Below are 17,481 nucleotides of genomic sequence, written 5' to 3' on the forward strand. Positions count from 1 at the left end.
TAAGGATTACTGCAATGCGCGATAAAATCAAACTGGAGTCCAGCGCTGGTACTGGTCACTTCTACACAACTACTAAAAACAAACGTACTATGCCTGGCAAACTGGAAATCAAAAAATTTGACCCAGTAGCCCGTAAACACGTTATTTACAAAGAAACTAAATTGAAATAATCCGGTTTCTTCCAAGAAAAAGCTCCTGTTTTACAGGAGCTTTTCTTTTTGTTTCATGACTGGTTTTTTTGGGGGGCTTGTTTCAAATGTGTATGCAAGATATTTTTAGATTTTTTTGGAAGAAGCAAAATAAAAGAGCGTGTATCCATTGGGATTACGCTCTTTTATTTTTCAGACGGCCTGATAGGGGATAAGCAGCCTTAAATCATGAATAAACATTCAACAACGACTTAATGATCAACTTTGATGCCTTGATTGTCGGAATGTTGTTTTTTATCCAGCTCTTTTTGCAAGGTATCGCATGGAGTGTCGCAATCGCACATTTTTTTCATGCCGAGAGAGGAAATGCCGCCGCAGCTGCCTTTAATGGTGCGTTTGGAGAAAATATAGCCGACTGCCATACCGAGGATGACAATGATAAAAATACCGAAAGTAAGGAGGAGGGTTTTCATGTGTGTATTCCTGAAGGTTAGTTTAATAATTTCTTGAATGCGCTGGACATTTTAGTATGGTAGCCACCTTGCGGGGTTCGGATGATAAGGAAAACGGCGAGATTTTCTTGCTCGGCAAGTTTAAGCGCTTCGGTTTCTCCGAGGACGAACAATCCGGTTGAAAGGCCGTCTGCAAGTGTGGCGTTTTCAGCTACTACGCTGATGGAAGCAAGGTTGTGGCTGATGGGTTGTTTGGTTTTGGGGTTGATGATATGGGAAAGGCGGCGGCCTGACTTATCAACATGGAAAATGCGGTAGTCGCCGGACGTAGCCAGTGATTTATTGTCCAATGGAATGGTGATTTGGGTTGCTCCGCCTTGAATGATATTGGGCTGCTCGATGCCGATACGCCAAGGGTTGCCTTGCGCATTGTGGCCTTCGCCATGCAACTCACCCCCGATTTCTACCAAATAATTGCCGATATTGAGTTTTTCAAGTTCGGCGGCGGTTTTATCCACGCCAAAGCCTTTGGCGATAGAAGATAGGTCTAAATAGACTTCGGGATGGGTTTTCGCCAGTGTAGGCTGCTGTCCGTCTTGGGAAAGTTTGATTTTGTCTGTGCCGACCATTTCTGAAGCATGTTGGATTTCTTGCGCAGTCGGTTCGTGCGTGATTTCTTTTTGCGGGCCGAATCCCCAAAGGTTGACCAAAGGACCGACGGTTACGTCCAGTGCGCCGTGCGTCAGTTTGTTTAAACGCAAGGCTTCGCCGGTTACATAGGCAAAGTCTTGGGAAATGGGCATGGCTTGATTGACAGTGCGCAGCTGGTTGAATTGGCTGATTTCGGAATCGGTCTGGTAGGTAGACATTTGCCGGTTGACTTCTTTAAGTGCGTCATCAATGCGTTTTTGTATTTCGGCAGGGGGGGGGAGTTTGTCTTGGCCGTCTGAAAGATATTTGACGGTATAGGTCGTGCCCATGGTCTCGCCTTGCAGGGTAATGGTTTGTTGTTTTTCAGGTTGGCAGGCAGAGAGTGTGAGCGCGGAAAGGATGGCAACGGTGCAACCGATTATCAGACGGTAAAACGAATTTGAAAGAAACGGCATAAGGGATTTGCGGATTATTTTTTGAAGCCTTTATTGTATCGTAAAAGAAAGGGTAAGGCCGTCTGAAAGTATAGTTTTCAGACGGCCTAGAAATAAAAAAAGGAAGAAACCGTAGTTTCTTCCTTTTTGTCTGTTAGCCGCCGAAATCGTCCAAGAGGATATTTTCGTCTTCCACGCCCAAGTCTTTGAGCATTTTAATGACGGATTGGTTCATGATCGGAGGGCCGCACATGTAGAATTCGCAGTCTTCCGGTGCTTCGTGGTTTTTCAGGTGGTTTTCGTAAACCACGTTGTGGATGAAGCCTGTGTAGCCGTCCCAGTTGTCTTCCGGCAGCGGATCGGACAAGGCGACGTGCCATGTGAAGTTCGGGAACTCTGCTGCGAGTTGGTCGAAGTCTTCAACATAGAACATTTCACGTTTGGAGCGTGCGCCGTACCAGAAGGTGATTTTGCGTTTGGAGTTCAAACGTTTCAACTGGTCGAAAATGTGGGAGCGCATCGGCGCCATACCTGCACCGCCGCCGATGAATACCATTTCGGCATCGGTATCTTTGGCGAAGAATTCGCCGAACGGGCCGGAGATGGTTACTTTGTCGCCGGGTTTGAGTGACCAGATGTAAGACGACATTTGTCCCGGAGGCGCATCGGGTATGCGCGGAGGCGGCGTGGCGATACGCACGTTCAGCATGATGATGCCTTTTTCTTCAGGATATGAAGCCATGGAGTAGGCGCGCAAAATCGGCTCGTCCACTTTGGAAACGTATTGCCACAGATTGTATTTGTCCCAGTCTTCGTGATATTTCTTAGGAATGTCGAAGTCTTTGTAAGCAACGGTGTGCGGCGGGGCTTCGATTTGGATGTAGCCACCGGCGCGGAAGGGGACTTCTTCGCCTTCGGGAATGGCAAGCTTAAGTTCTTTAATGAACGTGGCTTTGTTGTCGTTGGAGATGACGGTGCATTCCCATTTTTTCACGCCGAACACTTCTTCCGGTACTTCGATGTCCATGTCGGTTTTAACGTTGACTTGGCAGGACAGACGGCAGCCTTCGCGTGCTTCGCGTTTGCTGATGTGGGACAACTCGGTCGGCAGAATGTCGCCGCCGCCGCTTTTCACGACAACGCGGCACTGACCGCATGAGCCGCCGCCACCGCAGGCGGAAGGAACGAAGATACCTTGGCTGGCAAGCGCACCCAGCAGTTTGCCGCCGGCAGGCATCATCAGCTCTTTTTCGTTATTGACTTTGATGGTGATGTCGCCCTCGCTCACCAACTTGGATTTGGCAAACAGAATCATCAGTGCCAAAACCAAGACGATGAGGGTAAACATCACGATACCTAAAATAATCTCCATGCCGATTCCTTTCTTATAACTGGATGCCGGAGAACGACATAAACGCCATTGCCATCAGGCCAGCGGCGATAAAGGTAATGCCCAAGCCTTTGAGGCCTTTAGGGACATCCGAATATTTCATTTTTTCGGTAATGCCCGCCAAAGCGACAATAGCCAAAAGCCAGCCCAGACCTGCACCGAAACCATATACAACGGACTCGCCGAAGTTATATTCGCGTTGCGCCATAAACGATACGGCACCGAAAATCGCGCAGTTTACGGTAATCAGAGGCAGGTAGATACCCAATGCGTTGTAGAGGGCAGGGACGAATTTGTCCAAGAACATTTCCAAAATCTGCACCAAAGCGGCAATTACGCCGATGAAGGTGATGAATTTCAGGAAGGTCAGGTCCACGCCTTCAACCAGCGCACCGTCTTTCAGCAGCGAGTAAACGAGTTGGTTGGCAGGGACAGACAGGCCGAGTACGAAAGTAACGGCAACGCCCAAACCGAATGCAGTGGATACTTTTTTAGATACCGCCAAAAACGTACACATCCCCAAGAAAAAGGACAGTGCCATGTTTTCCAGAAAGACGGATTTTACAAAGAGGCTTAAGTAATGTTCCATGTGTTATTTCTCCGCCTGTTCAGGTTTCCAAGTGCGCAGACCCCATACCAAGAAGCCGATGATGAAGAACGCGCTGGGAGCGAGCAGGAACAAGCCGTTGGTTTGATACCAGCCGCCATCTTGTACGGTTTGGAAAATGGTGTAGCCAAAGAGCTTGCCTGAGCCGATCAATTCGCGGATGGTTGCGATGATGATCAACATCATGCCGTAACCTGCGCCGTTACCGATGCCGTCAACCAAGCTTTCCAGCGGCGGCTCTTTCATGGCGAATGCTTCGGCACGGCCCATCACGATACAGTTGGTAATAATCAGGCCGACAAATACGGAGAGCTGTTTGGACAGTTCATAGGCAAAGGCCTGAAGCAGTTGGTCAACCAGCGTTACCAAAGAGGCAACAATCGCCATTTGCACAATAATACGGATGCTGTTGGGGATATAGTTGCGTACCAATGAGATGAAAAAGCTGGAAAAACCGGTTACCAAACTCACAGAAATACCCATCACGATGGCCGTCTGAAGCTTGGTGGTAACCGCCAAAGCCGAACAAATACCCAAAACCTGCAAGGCAATCGGGTTGTTGTCGATAAAGGGTGAAAACATCAAATATTTCAAGCGTTTCATGTCAGCCATTATTGTGCTCCTGCTGATTTCAATTTGTTCAGGTAGGGGATATAGCCGTTTTCGCCGAACCAGTAGTCGAACGAACCTTGCACACCTTTAGACGTCAGCGACGCGCCGGAGAGGGCATCTACGCCGTGTTCTTTGTCTGAGCTTGCGCCTTTGCCGACGTGCAGGGCAAATTTACCTTGTTCGTCAAACAGTTTTTTGCCGACGAATTTTTTTTGCCACAGAGGGTTGCCGATTTCGCCGCCCAAACCCGGAGTTTCACCTTGGTCATAGTAGGTAATGCCGTTGATGGTGTTACCGTCAGGTTGAATGGCGACAAAACCGTACATGACAGACCACAAGCCGTTGCCGTGCATAGGCAGGATGATTTGGCTGACTTTACCGTCTTCGCCTTTTACCAAGTAAACCTCAGTGTATTTGGCACGGCTTTTGATGCCTGCCAAATCGTCTTCAGGTTTGATTTGGATGCTTTGGGCAGGGTCTTTGCCGGCAACGCGTGCGCTGAAGTCTTTAGGTGCATCGGCGACGTATTCGCCGGTTGCCAAGTCCACGACACGTTGCTCGATACGCTCGGCAAAGGTTTTACTGATGTCGGTGTTTTTATCCATCAAACCGGCTACGCTCAAGATATAGCCTTGTTTGTCTTGGAGTTTTTGTTTCTCTTGGATGGGTTTCAAGCCGACGACCGCACCAGCAACGATGATGGAACAAATCAGGCTGACAACCAATACCACAATCAGCGTGCCGCTGAAGCTGTCTTTATCGAATTTCTTAGCCATTGCTGCGCGCCTTTCTGCGTTTGATGTTCGCTTGTGCGACGAAATAGTCGAAAATCGGGGCAAACAGGTTGGCAAACAGAATCGCCAACATCATGCCTTCGGGGTAAGCCGGATTGACCACACGGATTAACACGCACATCACGCCGATTAGCGCGCCGTACCACCATTTGCCGATATTGGTAAAGGAAGCGGAAACCGGGTCGGTCGCCATAAACAGCATACCGATGGCGAAGCCGCCGACGACCAGATGCCAGTACCAAGGCATGCTAAACATCGGATTGGTGTCCGAACCGATAACATTAAACAGCGAAGACATGGCAATCATACCGATCATCACGCCGGCAATAATGCGCCAAGAAGCGATGCGGGCAAACACGATAAACGCGCCGCCGATTAAAAGCGCCAAAGTGGATACTTCACCGATAGAACCGGGCACGTTACCGATAAACGCATCCATCCAAGTGATGGATTGATTGGTAACGGCATTTTTCAGACCTTCCGAACCGTGTGCTGCCCATTGAGCCAACGCAGTTGCGCCGGAATAGCCGTCAACCGCAGTCCAAACGGTGTCGCCGGTAATGTTGGCAGGGTAGGCGAAGAACAGGAACGCACGGCCTGCAAGAGCAGGATTCATAAAGTTTTTACCCGTACCGCCGAATACTTCTTTCGCAACCACAACGCCGAAAGAAATACCCAAAGCCGCTTGCCATAAAGGCAGGGTAGGAGGAACGATTAAAGCAAACAGAATCGAAGTCACGAAGAAACCTTCGTTGATTTCGTGTTTGCGCACGGTGGCGAACAAAACTTCCCAGAAACCGCCGACGGCAAATACGGTCGCGTAAATCGGCAGGAAGTAAATCGCGCCGAACAGCATTTTGCCCAACACGCCCGCTTCAGACGACATATTGATGCCCAAAGCGTTGGCAAGGGCGTAATGCCAGTCGTTGGCGATGCTTTGTTGCAGCAAATCGGGCGTTAACGCACCGAATGCCTGCGCGCCGACGTTGTACATGCCGTAAAACATGGCGGGGAACAAAGCCAGCCACACCAAAATCATCATGCGTTTGGAGTCCAGCGCGTCGCGGACGTGCGCCGCTTTGCGCGTTACCGCACCGGATGTGTAGAAAATCGTCGCCGCAGCTTCATAGAGGGCATACCATTTTTCATGTTTGCCGCCCGGCAGGAAGTGCGGTTCGATTTTTTCCAGAAAATGTTTCAAGCCCATAATCAGCCTTCCTTCTCAATGGTTTCCAGCACTTTGCGCAACAGCGGGCCGTATTCGTATTTACCCGGGCAGACGAAGCTGCACAAAGCGAGGTCTTCTTCGTCCAATTCCAAGCAACCCAAAGCCTGCGCACTGTCGGTATCGCCGACGATTAAATCGCGCAAAAGCAAGGTAGGCAGGATGTCCAGCGGCATCACGCGCTCGTAAGTACCAATCGGCACCATGGCGCGGTCGCCGCCGTTGACGGCTGTCGTGAACTTGAAGAGTTTGTTTTTCAGGAAATGACCGAGGGTCGTACGCGTAATCGAGTATTTGTCCGGCTGCGGCGCAACCCAGCCAAATAGCTCTTTGCTGCGGCCTTCTTCGATAACGGAAATCTGATTGTGGTAGCGGCCGAGGTAATCGTGCGCGCCTTGTGCAATCGCGCCGTTCAATACCGAGCCGGAAATCACGCGGTTGTCTGCGTCAACCAATTCGCCCGCAGTAATTTGCGATACTTTCGCACCCAAAACGGTACGCAAGAGGCGTGTTTTGTTGACTTGAGAGCCGCCCAAGGCAACAACGCGCTCGGTGTTCAGACGGCCTGTTGCAAACAAACGGCCAATGGCAATCACATCTTGATAATTGATGGTCCAAACGGTTTTGTTCGCACCGACTGGCTCGATGAAATGAATGTGCGTGCCACTCAAACCGGCAGGATGCGGGCCGCCAAATTCATGTGTTTCGATGTTGGCAGCATTTTCAGACGGCACGTCTGCGCCTGCTGCTTTACACACATGGATTTTACGCTCGGTCAGACGGCTCAATACCAACAGGCCGCGTTTGAAGTCTTCGGCAGCTTCTTTGATGATGACCGTAGGATCGGCAGCCAGCGGATTGGTGTCCATTGCATTGACGAAGATGGCGAACGGCTCGGCATCGACGGCAGGGATTTTGCTGAACGGACGGGTGCGCAGCGCAGTCCACAAACCGGATTGGATCAGGTTGCGGCGCACTTCTTCACTGCTCAATTTTGCCAGCGCTTCAGGTGCGTAGCGTTCGAATTCGATTTCGTCGTTGCCTTCAACGGCAATCACGACTGACTGAAGTACGCGCTTTTCGCCACGGTGAATAGCGGCGATTTTGCCTGAAGCCGGAGCAGTAAATACTACGCCCGGATTCTTTTTGTCTTCAAACAGCACTTGGCCTTTTTTGACGGCTTCGCCTTCCTTGATTTTCATCGAGGGGCGCATGCCGACATATTCTTCGCCAAGCAACGCGACTTCGGTAATGGCCGGGCCGTCATAAATGGCTTGCTCCGGTCTGCCTGCGATAGGCAGGTCTAAGCCTTTTTTTATCTTAATCATAAGGATGCGTTACTTTTTGGTGGGTTGAGATTCGGATGTCGGATTGTTTTTTTCAGACGGCATGTAATGTTTTGAAACAACGGATGGGCCGTCTGAAAAAGCAGAGGTTTGCTATAAAAACAACGAATAAACGCAAACAACAAAGCTTTAGATTTTATCAGGTATAGGCTGCTTTATGTCAGTTTTACGCTTATTTTTACGGGAAAAGTGGGAAAAAAGTAGGAATGTGTAATCGAGTGTTAAGGGAAACAATTTTTAACTGATTGATATTTAAACGCTATATTTGATGATATAGCTGAAAATAAAAGGCCGTCTGAATTTTCAGACGGCCTCTAATTTAAAAGATCTGCCAAACGAAGAAAATCATCGTATGCAGGGCAAACAGCGGTACCAATACAATCACCGACCATGCCATGTAGCCGAAGAAAGAAGGCATCGGTACGCCGCGTTGTTCGGCAATAGCTTTGACCATGAAGTTCGGCGCATTACCGATATAAGTGAGCGCACCCATAAATACAGAGCCCATGGATACTGCCAGCAACGAATGGAACAGATGGCCTGTCATCAAGGCTTGTGCATCGCCACCGGCCATATTGAAGAATACCAAATAAGTCGGCGCGTTATCCAAGAATGCCGACAAAATGCCGCTCATCCAGAAATACATCACATTAATCGGATTGCCTGCCGCGTCATGAACCAAAGAAACAACGGAAGCCAATGCGCCTGTTTCGCCGGCTTTCAAAATTGCCAAAACAGGCGAAATGGTAATGAAAATACCCAAAAACAGTTTGCCCACTTCGGCAATTGGCTCAAAGTTGAACTCATTGCCTGCGCGTACCTGTTTGGGCGTAATAATCCAAGATACGGCGGTCAAAGCCAGCAAAATGCCATCGCGTATCAGGTTTTGCAAGGCATAATGGCTGCCCAAGATTTCAAAGCCCGGATGATTTGGTTTCCACAAACCGGACAGCAAAACCGCGCCGACAACACCGGCCAGTAACAGGAAATTCCATTTGCCGTAAATTTTGACTTTTTCTTCTTTATCGGAAGGAGCAGGAGCAAGGTGTTCGCTTTGTTCACGGTTGAAGTGTCGGCTGTCGATGATGTAGAAAACAGTCAGTAAAACCACAGAACTGATCAATACAGGCATCAGCATGTGTTTGACCGTCCACATGAAATCTACGCCTTTCAGAAAGCCTAAGAACAGAGGAGGATCGCCTAAAGGAGTCAGACCGCCGCCGATATTCGCCACCAAGAAAATGAAGAAAATCACGATGTGAACGCGGTAGTAGCGATTATGGTTGGCTTTCAAAAGCGGACGAATCATCAACATCGCCGCGCCTGTCGTCCCCATGATGGACGACAAAGCCGTGCCGACTGCCAACAGGGTCGTGTTCAATTTGGGCGAGCCGTGCAAGTCGCCGCTGACAAAAATACCGCCTGAAATGGTATAGAGTGCCAAAAGCAACAGGATAAAGGGGATATATTCTTCAACCAACGCATGGGCAACGGTATGTACGCCGGCTCCGAAACCAAAGGTTACGATAAACGGCGTTAAAAACAGCAGCGTCCAAAACGCTGTAATTTTGCCGAAGTGATGGTGCCAAATATGGGAGAAAAACAGAGGCCCGAGTGCAATAGACAAGAGAATCAGTGCAAACGGCAGACCCCAAAGCAGGCTTGCGGATGAGCCGTTAAAATCGGATGCCGCAGCAGGAAGGGCGGCAAGAAGCAGTGAAAATGAGAGATAGCGCATGGTATTTCCTTTTTATTCTGTTGCGCCGTGAGGAACTTCGTTGAGAGAGCACGGCGGTGAAATATTCAGGCCGTCTGAAAATATCCAGACGAACTGCGCGGTTGTGTCAGGGGAAAGTATAACGCAAAGCAAGTGTTAAGGGACGGTTTAGAGTGTTGGAATCAAAAGAAATGTTGATACAAATAAAGGAATAAAAGCGATGGGAGTAGTTGGAAGTAGTAAAAAAATGTTTTTGAAACAGGAGCTTGAAACTTTAAAAATAATGCTATCGAAAAAATATTTTGAATTAATTTTAGCTAAAATTTACATTTGATTGAATAAATGGAGGCCGTCTGAAAAATGAGGATGAATAGGGTGTTTTAGTTCTTACTGATTGTTTTAATGGATAAATTGGGTATGAAAACAAAAAAAATAGGTAAGCGAAAATGCCCACCTGTTTTATTTTATGCCTCCGGCCGTAACCACATCCACACAGCCACGCAGCTACAGAAGACTGATGAAACGGCACCAATCCACCAGCGTTCTGGAAATTGCCAAAACATAAACAGGCAAGAAAGAGCCATCATGCCGATAGCGAAGAACTTTGCCTTGCGCGGCACGGCGCCGTTGTTTTCCCAGTTTTGTATGATCGGGCCGAAATAGCGGTGATGATAGAGCCAATTGTGAAAGCGCGGCGAAGCCTTTGCCCAGCAGGCGGCGGTCAATAAAATGAAAGGCGTAGTCGGCAGTAATGGCAGGAAAATGCCGATAATGCCTAAGACAAGCGACAATGCGCCGCAAAAAATCAACAAATAGCGAACCATCTTCCCGTCACCAATTATTTGTTTTCAGACGGCTTGTGATGCGGAAATGGACAACGCGGAATGTCTAATTCATCCCAGCCCTCATGCCCCATTTTTTCCAGCAGCGCGATATTGCGGTCGAAAATTGCCGAGGCGTCAGGAAATGCTTCAGCCGCTTTAGCAATACTGTCTTCACGAATCAGATGCAAGGTCGGGTAGGGTGAGCGATTGGTGTAGTTGCTGATGTCGTCGGTTTCAGTGCCTTCAAATTGGAAATCGGGATGGAACGGCGCAATTTGGACAATGCCTTCCAATTCGTTTTCTAAAACGGCATCATCGGCAATTTCCAGCATTTGGTTGAAGGTTTCAAAATCAGGGAACAGTGTCGGATGAACCAGTAAAGTGGTTTCCAATTCCGAAGCGGGTGTATTGCCCAGAAGCTGCAATTCACGATCCAAGTCTTCAAGGAAGCCGTCCAAATGACGGGATTCGCTGACAATGATGCGAACCAGGTTTTTAACGTGCGGCGCTTTGGCAAACGGGCAGAGATTCAGGCCGATAACGGCTTTTTCCAGCCATTGTTTGGTATGTTCTGAAACAGTATCGATATCGAGATGGGCGGTGTCAGTCATAGCAAAAGCTTATGTGAATTATTCTTAAAAAGTATACAAGTGTATGGATGTTAAAGCAAACCATTGGAATTCAAAAGGCCGTCTGAATAACAGACGGCCTTTATCAGTTTCAAATCATCAATCCTGAACCAAATGAACCAAAGGCAGAGCGGTCGTGTTTTTAATTTCTTTCAACACAAAACTTGATTGCGCATCTTGCACGCCGTGGTGCGAAAGCAACGTGTCTAAAACAAAATGGGAAAACGCGTTCATATCGGTAAAAAACGCATGGAGCAGATAGTCGGTTTCGCCTGTTAAAGCAAAGCAGCTTAATACTTCCGGCCAGGCGCGGACAGATTCGGAAAAATCCTCGCGCGCATCTTTTGCCTTGCTAATTGAAACACGGATAAAAGCCTGCAAACCCAAGCCCAAAGATACGGGAGAAAGCTGGGCAGCGTATTTTTGAATAATGCCCGCATCTTCAAGCTGTTTGAGACGGCGCAGGCAGGGAGAAGGGGAGAGCGCCACCTTTTCAGAAAGCTCAACATTGCTCAACCGCCCATTTTCCTGCAAAACCTGCAGAATCTTTAAATCCGTTTTATCCAAGTTTAGATGAGGCATGATGGTTCTCCCAATGTAGGTAATGTATGTTTTAAAAATGAAAAATGCTTAAAAATAAAGACTTGTATGGTTAAATTATATATTGAGTTCAGATAGGCGACAAATTGTCTTATAAGGAGTGTTGCGAATTTGTTTTATGTAGTGGTGAAAAGATGAAGGCCGTCTGAAACTAATCAAGATCAAAGTTTTATGTCATATTAGGATTGGATATAAAGAGGCCGTCTGAAAATGAATTTCAGACGGCATTTATTTTAGTAATGTGATCATTCAGGCTCTTAATGACCTTGTTTTGGAGAGTTTTGTTCTTTTGCTTTTATTCGTTTTCCGCGTTTGTATTTGGCTTTGTTTGGGGTGTTTTCTTCGCAATGTATTTTTGTGTTTTGGGAAATAAGCTTACAGGCTCTGTTTGCAGGATACAGGAAGGAAGTGTGTATCCATGGTGCCACCGCAAGACCAAACTGTTGTGCCTTTAGTAGCACCTGTTTTTGCAAAACTTGGTGTCAGGCGGATTTCGGTATTCTTCACAGGAACAGCAGCTTGATTACCGATGGCGACAACAATAGTGCCGTTATCTTCAATACGGACAATCTTGACATAGTTACCGACTTTATTGTCGTCTGAAGCGAGTTGCTTGATATTTAGGTCAAGCGGTAAGCTACCTTTATCTGCATAGGCTTCTTCGACGTAGCTTTTCATACTGGCTGCCAGCATGATGCCTTCTGCTACTTGTGCTCTGGCAACATAGTTTTGGTATGCAGGAAGAGCCGCTACTGCCAAAATGCCGATAATGCCGATAACAATCATCAACTCAATCAGGCTAAAGCCGGTTTGGGCGTTGCGTAGTTTTTTCATTTTTTTGAGTATGTCGTTTTCTTATTTTTATTTTATAAAACAAATCCCATAATTCTTATGGGATTTGCTTTGAGTCGAATATCTTTTGTTAGATATTTAAATTAACTACCTGTTCCAGAACCACCTGTTCCAGAACCACCTGTAGTAGCGGTAGTAGCAGGACGGCAAGAGGAAGGCAAGAATTTTGTAGCTACGCCATCTTTTGCACCTGGAGTACAAGTCCAAGTAAAGGAGCCGTTACCAGTTGCACCAGGAGTAGAACCGGTAGTGGCAGTAGTGGCAGTAGTGGCAGTAGGAGTAAGGGATACAGTTTTGCCTTCAATTTCCTTATTTACGTCAGCTTTTTTCATTGTTGCAGTAATAACACCGGCACCACCAACATCTACTTGTGCAACATATTTACCCTGAATGCTTGTATTAGTTGCAATACCTGCTTCGGTATTGCTAGTAGGCCATTTGCCTTTATCTGCATAGTATTCAACAACAGCAGACTTTTGACCTTCCATCAATAAGATGGCTTCAGAAACTTGGGCGCGTGCAGTGTAGTCTTGGTATGCAGGCAGGGCGATTACGGCCAAGATGCCCAAGATGGCGATGACGATCATCAATTCGATCAGGGAGAAACCTTTTTGGATTGCTTTCATTGTTTAAAATTCCAGTTTTAAAGTGTGAATAATTGTGTTTAAGTAAAAAGTCCGTAATGTGTTTGGCACTATGTATTACTTGGCACTATGTATTATGAGTAAACCATAAAGTAAGAAGGAATATACAGCTTCCGTCGGGCTTGCTGCTTTGAGGCTTGGGCCTTATCGGACGTGTTGTTTCAAGCAGTCGGTGTGCCAAGTGTTCAAAACTGATTAAAAAATTTATTTTTTATTTTTTGTTTATTGTTTTTATTGGGATTATTTTTTAATTTTAAATTTTGTGAGGTTTTGTTTGAAAGTTTCAGGATTTTTGGGAAATAGGGGGTTGACGTTTTTTGTCAGTTTTGTGTTTTTTGTGACAGGGAGTGTGTGCAAGTTTGGGCATGTGACGTTTTTCGTCAGAAATTAAGCTTGACTCAATAATATGTTAATTGATTTAGATAGACGGTATTTTTATGGATTAATCGGTGAGTTTAATATTTTGTGATTTTATTTTTTTGTTTTTTATGGGTTTTATTTTGTATGCGTATTTTGTTTGAATACGGATAAGGAGAAAATTTGGAAGGAAGGATTTTTGAAGAAGGTTTGGTGTAATAGGTGAATGAAAATTTGTTATTGGAATTATATCCATTTGTATTATGATTTTAGAATGTAGTTTTATGTCAGAAGGAAGTTCTGGTTTTAAATTTTAAGGCTTTGGATTTCTTGAGTGTTTTAGAAGGGTATATTCAGGATGTTTATATGTTTGAATGAGATTAGGGTGAGCAAAAAATGCTCACCCTATGTTTTTAAGATGTTCAGACGGCCTTTATGGGGTCAAGACTTCGATCAATGCCTGTTTTAGGGTGTTTTGGGTTTGCGGGTCTTGTAGGGATGGGCTGTAGGTAATGAAGCTGTCCTCAATGCGCTGATCCAAGGTGGTGATTTTGGCGTAGCGCAGGCTGATGTTGTGTGCAAAGAAGGTCTCGGCGATATCGGCGAGGAGATGGGGGCGGTTGACGGCGGTGATGTCTATGGTGTGCCAGCCGGGATAATCTTCTTCGGGGGTAATGATTACGGTAGGCGGAATGGGAATGTGGCGGATGCGGCGGCTGATGTGCGGGCGGCCGCTTTGTTTTTGGACGGTGGTATTGCCGTGGATGAAGCTGTTGAGTTCGGCTTCGAGTGCGCTTTGACGGTCGGGATATTCTTCGGGCGGGAGATTGTCGGGAAGTTGCAGGATAAAGGTGTCAAGGATGTAGTCGTGCTCGGTAATAAAGGCACGGGCGGCTTGGATGTCGAAGCGGTGGCTGCTGAAGATGCGGCAGAGGCGTGCGAAGAGGCGGTCGCCATTGGGCATGAATACCATGACTTGAAGGCTGTTGCTTTGGGGGAGGATACGGCTGCGGACGGCCGGACTTTGGGTGTCGTAGGCGAGGTTTGCGGTGTGCCAGAGGATTTCCCGCGTCTGATGGCGGACGTAGTATGCGCTGCCGAGGATGCGGCGGAGTTTTTGTTGGTTTTTGAGGGGAACGGCCGCGCGTGTGAGCTGATCGGTCGAGGCTTGTTCGCGTCGGTTGGGGAGGCGTTCGGGATCGTGGTGTTTGCTGTTTAAAACGGCGGCGGTGCTGTGGTAGAGGGTTTGGAGCAGACTGGCGCGCCATGTGTTCCAAAGTTTGGGGTTGGTGCCGCGGATGTCGGCAATGGTAAGCAGGTAGAGTGCGTCGAGGTATTCGCGCGTGGGAATACGGCGGCAAAAGGCTTGGAGGACATGGGGATCTTGGATGTCTTCTTTTTGGGCAACGGTGGACATGAGCAGGTGGTTTTCAACCAGCCATGCGAGGAGGTGGCTTTCTTCTTCGGTGTAGTAGTGGTTGGCGGCGAATTGTTGTGCGTCTTTGATGCCTTCTTTGGCGTGATCGCCGCCACGGCCTTTGGCGATGTCGTGCAGCAGGGCGGCGGTGTAGAGGACATGCGGTCTTGGGTAGGCCTGCATGATGGCGCTGGCCTCGGGCATTTCGTGGCTGTGGGTTTCGATGGCGAGACGGCGCATATTGCGGACGACGGTCAGGATGTGGTCGTCTACGGGGTAAATATGGAAGAGGTCGTGTTGGAGCAGGCCGGTGATTTTTTCCCATGCGGGGAGATAGCGGCCAAGTACGCCGTAGAGGTTGAGAAAACGGAGGGTTTGGGTAAGGCCGGTGCCGTGTTTGAAGAATTGGATAAAGCGGCGGCGGTTTTCTGGATTTTGGGTGAAACGGGTGTTGATTTTTCGTGTGGCCGCCCACCATGCACGCAGGGTTTGCGGCTCGATGGTGGTGATGTTTTGCTCCTGCATGGTTTGAATGATGGTGAAGATGTGTTCGGGATTTTGCTCGAACAGGGCAAGGTCGTTGGCGGCGATTTGGTGGCCGATGCGTTTGTAGTGGCTGTCGATGGGGTGGATATGTTGGGGACGGCTGGAGGTTTGATGGTTTTTGAGAACCGGAATGAGGATGCCGTTGAGTTGTTTGATGGCTTTAGTGGCACGGTAGAAGGTGTGCATTAGGGCTTCGCTTCGGCCGCGGATGTCGGGTTGGGTATAGCCTAAGCTTTCGGCAACTTGGGACTGGTAGTCGAAAAGCAGCCTGTCTTCGGGGCGGTCGGCAGTAAGGTGGAGATGAATGCGGATGTTGGCGAGCCGGCGGTAGCCATGGGCCAACATACCGGCTTCGGTGCGTGTGAGGACGCCGGCAGTAACAAGGGCGGTGGGGTTGCTGTCTATGCCTTGTGCTTTGGCTGTCCAAATCAGGGTGTGGATGTCGCGCAGGCCGCCGGGGCAGGTTTTGATGTTGGGTTCGAGTTGTGCGCCTGTACCTTGGGATTTGGTATGGCGTTGCTCCATTTCGAGGAGTTTGGCTTCGATAAAGGTGGCTGTGTCGCGGCGTGTGTTGAGTTTGTTTAGAAGTTGGGCGGTAAGGTTGGCATTGCCTTGTAGGTGGCGTGCTTCTAGAAAGGCGGTTTCGCCGGTAATGTCGTTTTGGGTGCTTTGGAGGATTTCTTCTATGCTGCCGCTTTTGATGGCCGGATTGAGGCGTGCGTCCCAAAGGGTTTGGATAAATTGGGCGGTTTGCTGTTGCAGGCCGTCTGAAAAAGGAGTGGAGGAAATAATTGCTAAGTCCCAGTCGGAATGGGGATAGAGTTCGCAACGCCCAAAGCCGCCGATGGCAATCAGGCTGATGTCGTTGCTGTCGGGGAAGTGGATTTGCCAGAGGGTTTGCAGCAGGGTTTCGGCAGCAGCGATATGGTCGCGGAAGTAAGCGGTAGGGCGGTTGTTTTGGCGGTAGGCAGTTTCTGCTGCGACTTTTTGCTGCTGGTAAGTTTGGATGGCTTGTTGGGCGGCGGTCATGATGGTATCTGGTTGTGAATTAGGCTTGGGTATCCGCAGGTTCGGTCATTTGGCGGAGCATTTCTTGCGGCGGAAGGAGGAGTTTGTAAGGGGCGATTTTAAGTGCGGATGCGATTTTTTCGATGTTGGAAAGGGCGATATTCCAGCGTTTGCGCTCGACGGCGGAGACGTAAGTACGGTCAAGTCCGCATTGGCGTGCCAGTTCTTCTTGCGACCAGCCGTGATTGACACGGTAGAGGCGCATGTTGTAAGCGATAACGGCGCGGAGGTCTTGCGGATCGGGTAGGCTTGGAGGGGGAGTGAGTTTGTTGACCATGGTATTTTGAGTTTGTGGTTTGAACGATAAGGGGATTTTATACTATTTTTGTGAGGGGAAAGGAAAGGCCGTCTGAAAGTTTTCAGACGGCCTTAAAGAGGGTAGGTATAAAAAAAAGGGGGTGGCTTTCAGCCACACCCAAACACACACACATCAAGAGGAAAGAAAAATCATTTAATTAAGAGAGCTGGCTCTTATAGAGGAAAACTGGATGATTCGGGCTTGATCTTGAAGTATTGAAAGGCATTATAAATGAAAATAGGGTTGGGGTATTGATACAGGTCAATTTGGACTTGATTTAGAAAATATATTTTTAGGATAGTGGAAATAAATTAAAAATAAGGTTTGATTGTGAATAAAAATCATTAGGCCGTCTGAAAAATGGGTTTCAGACGGCCTGATTGGTTTAAAGGCTGCTACTTATGTATAAATTAAGTATTAAGCCAAACCTTTATCTTTGGCTTCTTGCAGGCGGGCTTCAAAGTTGCTGAGGTTGACGCCCGCCTGCTCGGCTGCGGCAACTACTTCGGCTACGGATACGCCGTGTTGCACTTGATGATAACCCCAAAGCAGAGAGCAGCGAGTGCCGGTACGGCAGAAGGCAAGGATAGGAGCCGGAGATTGTTGCAACAGATTTTGGAAGGCTGCAACATCAGCTGCGTTGATTTGAGGCGCAACGACGGGCTGGTGTGAGAATTGGTTGATGCCGGCCTCTTTAAACCAGTTTTGCACTTCGGCAAAAGCCGGTTGGTTTTCTTCTTCGCCATCCGGGCGGTTGCAGATGACGGTTTGGATGCCGAGGCGTACGGCTTCTTGGACATCGGCTTCGGTCAGTTGGGGGGCGATATAGAGGGTGTCGGTCAGTTTACGGATGGGCATAGTTTTTCCTT

The 17,481-nt window shown here is 48.1% G+C and carries 18 protein-coding genes; 1 reads left to right on the forward strand and 17 read right to left on the reverse strand.

Annotation, left to right across the window (positions count from 1 at the left end; translation table 11 throughout):
• The first annotated feature begins 14 nt into the window (after nucleotides 1-14).
• Nucleotides 15-170, forward strand: coding sequence for a 50S ribosomal protein L33 (gene rpmG / locus ACTHSQ_RS02175; protein ID WP_003684373.1), 156 nt, complete (start codon nucleotides 15-17; stop codon nucleotides 168-170).
• A 230-nt stretch (nucleotides 171-400) separates the two neighbouring features.
• Here rpmG and nqrM read toward each other — a convergent pair whose 3' ends face one another.
• The 17 genes from nqrM to ACTHSQ_RS02260 all read right to left on the reverse strand — a co-directional run bounded on the left by nqrM (nucleotide 401) and on the right by ACTHSQ_RS02260 (nucleotide 17,470).
• A complete protein-coding gene (gene nqrM / locus ACTHSQ_RS02180) occupies nucleotides 401-622 on the reverse strand; it encodes a (Na+)-NQR maturation NqrM (RefSeq protein WP_003680888.1) in 222 nt (73 codons plus the stop codon).
• Nucleotides 623-639: 17 nt separating this feature from the next.
• Nucleotides 640-1,707, reverse strand: a complete 1,068-nt coding sequence (locus ACTHSQ_RS02185) for an FAD:protein FMN transferase (protein ID WP_440371205.1) — start codon at nucleotides 1,705-1,707, stop codon at nucleotides 640-642.
• 133 nt (nucleotides 1,708-1,840) lie between these two features.
• Nucleotides 1,841-3,058 (reverse strand): NADH:ubiquinone reductase (Na(+)-transporting) subunit F, encoded by a 1,218-nt coding sequence (nqrF, locus tag ACTHSQ_RS02190; protein WP_440371206.1) that lies wholly within the window; start codon nucleotides 3,056-3,058, stop codon nucleotides 1,841-1,843.
• Between the two features lie 13 nt (nucleotides 3,059-3,071).
• Nucleotides 3,072-3,665 (reverse strand): NADH:ubiquinone reductase (Na(+)-transporting) subunit E, encoded by a 594-nt coding sequence (gene nqrE, locus ACTHSQ_RS02195; protein ID WP_003684365.1) that lies wholly within the window; start codon nucleotides 3,663-3,665, stop codon nucleotides 3,072-3,074.
• A gap of 3 nt (nucleotides 3,666-3,668) precedes the next feature.
• On the reverse strand, nucleotides 3,669-4,295 hold the full coding sequence (locus tag ACTHSQ_RS02200) for an NADH:ubiquinone reductase (Na(+)-transporting) subunit D (RefSeq protein ID WP_036493003.1): 627 nt from the start codon (nucleotides 4,293-4,295) through the stop codon (nucleotides 3,669-3,671).
• Nucleotides 4,295-5,071 (reverse strand): Na(+)-translocating NADH-quinone reductase subunit C, encoded by a 777-nt coding sequence (locus ACTHSQ_RS02205; RefSeq protein WP_070615830.1) that lies wholly within the window; start codon nucleotides 5,069-5,071, stop codon nucleotides 4,295-4,297. Before ACTHSQ_RS02205 ends, ACTHSQ_RS02200 begins: the two co-directional genes overlap by 1 nt.
• Nucleotides 5,064-6,296 carry an NADH:ubiquinone reductase (Na(+)-transporting) subunit B gene (locus ACTHSQ_RS02210; protein ID WP_440371207.1) on the reverse strand — a complete coding sequence of 411 codons (1,233 nt, stop codon included), beginning with the start codon at nucleotides 6,294-6,296 and terminating at the stop codon, nucleotides 5,064-5,066. The genes ACTHSQ_RS02205 and ACTHSQ_RS02210 overlap by 8 nt, the downstream gene beginning before the upstream one ends.
• A 2-nt stretch (nucleotides 6,297-6,298) precedes the next feature.
• Nucleotides 6,299-7,642 carry a Na(+)-translocating NADH-quinone reductase subunit A gene (locus tag ACTHSQ_RS02215; RefSeq protein ID WP_440371208.1) on the reverse strand — a complete coding sequence of 448 codons (1,344 nt, stop codon included), beginning with the start codon at nucleotides 7,640-7,642 and terminating at the stop codon, nucleotides 6,299-6,301.
• Between the two features lie 337 nt (nucleotides 7,643-7,979).
• On the reverse strand, nucleotides 7,980-9,398 hold the full coding sequence (locus ACTHSQ_RS02220) for a sodium:proton antiporter (protein ID WP_440371209.1): 1,419 nt from the start codon (nucleotides 9,396-9,398) through the stop codon (nucleotides 7,980-7,982).
• 443 nt (nucleotides 9,399-9,841) lie between these two features.
• Nucleotides 9,842-10,201, reverse strand: coding sequence for a YbaN family protein (locus ACTHSQ_RS02225; RefSeq protein WP_107792321.1), 360 nt, complete (start codon nucleotides 10,199-10,201; stop codon nucleotides 9,842-9,844).
• A gap of 14 nt (nucleotides 10,202-10,215) precedes the next feature.
• Complete coding sequence (locus ACTHSQ_RS02230; protein WP_440371210.1) at nucleotides 10,216-10,812, reverse strand: DUF1415 domain-containing protein; 597 nt, start codon at nucleotides 10,810-10,812, stop codon at nucleotides 10,216-10,218.
• 117 nt (nucleotides 10,813-10,929) lie between these two features.
• Nucleotides 10,930-11,412, reverse strand: coding sequence for an Lrp/AsnC family transcriptional regulator (locus ACTHSQ_RS02235; RefSeq protein ID WP_003684427.1), 483 nt, complete (start codon nucleotides 11,410-11,412; stop codon nucleotides 10,930-10,932).
• 393 nt (nucleotides 11,413-11,805) lie between these two features.
• The gene (locus ACTHSQ_RS02240; RefSeq protein ID WP_440371211.1) at nucleotides 11,806-12,264 is read right to left on the reverse strand and encodes a pilin; all 459 of its coding nucleotides are present in this window, start codon (nucleotides 12,262-12,264) and stop codon (nucleotides 11,806-11,808) included.
• 101 nt (nucleotides 12,265-12,365) lie between these two features.
• A complete protein-coding gene (locus ACTHSQ_RS02245; RefSeq protein ID WP_440371212.1) occupies nucleotides 12,366-12,908 on the reverse strand; it encodes a pilin in 543 nt (180 codons plus the stop codon).
• Between the two features lie 808 nt (nucleotides 12,909-13,716).
• Nucleotides 13,717-16,275 carry a [protein-PII] uridylyltransferase gene (gene glnD / locus ACTHSQ_RS02250; RefSeq protein WP_440371213.1) on the reverse strand — a complete coding sequence of 853 codons (2,559 nt, stop codon included), beginning with the start codon at nucleotides 16,273-16,275 and terminating at the stop codon, nucleotides 13,717-13,719.
• Nucleotides 16,276-16,294: 19 nt separating this feature from the next.
• A complete protein-coding gene (locus tag ACTHSQ_RS02255; protein ID WP_003680870.1) occupies nucleotides 16,295-16,591 on the reverse strand; it encodes a helix-turn-helix domain-containing protein in 297 nt (98 codons plus the stop codon).
• 438 nt (nucleotides 16,592-17,029) lie between these two features.
• Nucleotides 17,030-17,470 carry a TIGR01244 family sulfur transferase gene (locus ACTHSQ_RS02260; protein WP_300483391.1) on the reverse strand — a complete coding sequence of 147 codons (441 nt, stop codon included), beginning with the start codon at nucleotides 17,468-17,470 and terminating at the stop codon, nucleotides 17,030-17,032.
• Nucleotides 17,471-17,481 lie beyond the last annotated feature (11 nt).

This window comes from Neisseria sp. P0009.S008, from assembly GCF_051958615.1.
GTDB classification, from domain to species: Bacteria; Pseudomonadota; Gammaproteobacteria; order Burkholderiales; family Neisseriaceae; genus Neisseria; species Neisseria subflava.

What these genes read in the sequence shown, in the direction of transcription:
- rpmG (WP_003684373.1), top strand. Translation starts at nt 15, where the DNA reads ATGCGCGATAAAATCAAACTGGAGTCCAGCGCTGGTACTGGTCACTTC.
- nqrM (WP_003680888.1), bottom strand. Translation starts at nt 622, where the DNA reads ATGAAAACCCTCCTCCTTACTTTCGGTATTTTTATCATTGTCATCCTC.
- ACTHSQ_RS02185 (WP_440371205.1), bottom strand. Translation starts at nt 1,707, where the DNA reads ATGCCGTTTCTTTCAAATTCGTTTTACCGTCTGATAATCGGTTGCACC.
- nqrF (WP_440371206.1), bottom strand. Translation starts at nt 3,058, where the DNA reads ATGGAGATTATTTTAGGTATCGTGATGTTTACCCTCATCGTCTTGGTT.
- nqrE (WP_003684365.1), bottom strand. Translation starts at nt 3,665, where the DNA reads ATGGAACATTACTTAAGCCTCTTTGTAAAATCCGTCTTTCTGGAAAAC.
- ACTHSQ_RS02200 (WP_036493003.1), bottom strand. Translation starts at nt 4,295, where the DNA reads ATGGCTGACATGAAACGCTTGAAATATTTGATGTTTTCACCCTTTATC.
- ACTHSQ_RS02205 (WP_070615830.1), bottom strand. Translation starts at nt 5,071, where the DNA reads ATGGCTAAGAAATTCGATAAAGACAGCTTCAGCGGCACGCTGATTGTG.
- ACTHSQ_RS02210 (WP_440371207.1), bottom strand. Translation starts at nt 6,296, where the DNA reads ATGGGCTTGAAACATTTTCTGGAAAAAATCGAACCGCACTTCCTGCCG.
- ACTHSQ_RS02215 (WP_440371208.1), bottom strand. Translation starts at nt 7,642, where the DNA reads ATGATTAAGATAAAAAAAGGCTTAGACCTGCCTATCGCAGGCAGACCG.
- ACTHSQ_RS02220 (WP_440371209.1), bottom strand. Translation starts at nt 9,398, where the DNA reads ATGCGCTATCTCTCATTTTCACTGCTTCTTGCCGCCCTTCCTGCTGCG.
- ACTHSQ_RS02225 (WP_107792321.1), bottom strand. Translation starts at nt 10,201, where the DNA reads ATGGTTCGCTATTTGTTGATTTTTTGCGGCGCATTGTCGCTTGTCTTA.
- ACTHSQ_RS02230 (WP_440371210.1), bottom strand. Translation starts at nt 10,812, where the DNA reads ATGACTGACACCGCCCATCTCGATATCGATACTGTTTCAGAACATACC.
- ACTHSQ_RS02235 (WP_003684427.1), bottom strand. Translation starts at nt 11,412, where the DNA reads ATGCCTCATCTAAACTTGGATAAAACGGATTTAAAGATTCTGCAGGTT.
- ACTHSQ_RS02240 (WP_440371211.1), bottom strand. Translation starts at nt 12,264, where the DNA reads ATGAAAAAACTACGCAACGCCCAAACCGGCTTTAGCCTGATTGAGTTG.
- ACTHSQ_RS02245 (WP_440371212.1), bottom strand. Translation starts at nt 12,908, where the DNA reads ATGAAAGCAATCCAAAAAGGTTTCTCCCTGATCGAATTGATGATCGTC.
- glnD (WP_440371213.1), bottom strand. Translation starts at nt 16,275, where the DNA reads ATGACCGCCGCCCAACAAGCCATCCAAACTTACCAGCAGCAAAAAGTC.
- ACTHSQ_RS02255 (WP_003680870.1), bottom strand. Translation starts at nt 16,591, where the DNA reads ATGGTCAACAAACTCACTCCCCCTCCAAGCCTACCCGATCCGCAAGAC.
- ACTHSQ_RS02260 (WP_300483391.1), bottom strand. Translation starts at nt 17,470, where the DNA reads ATGCCCATCCGTAAACTGACCGACACCCTCTATATCGCCCCCCAACTG.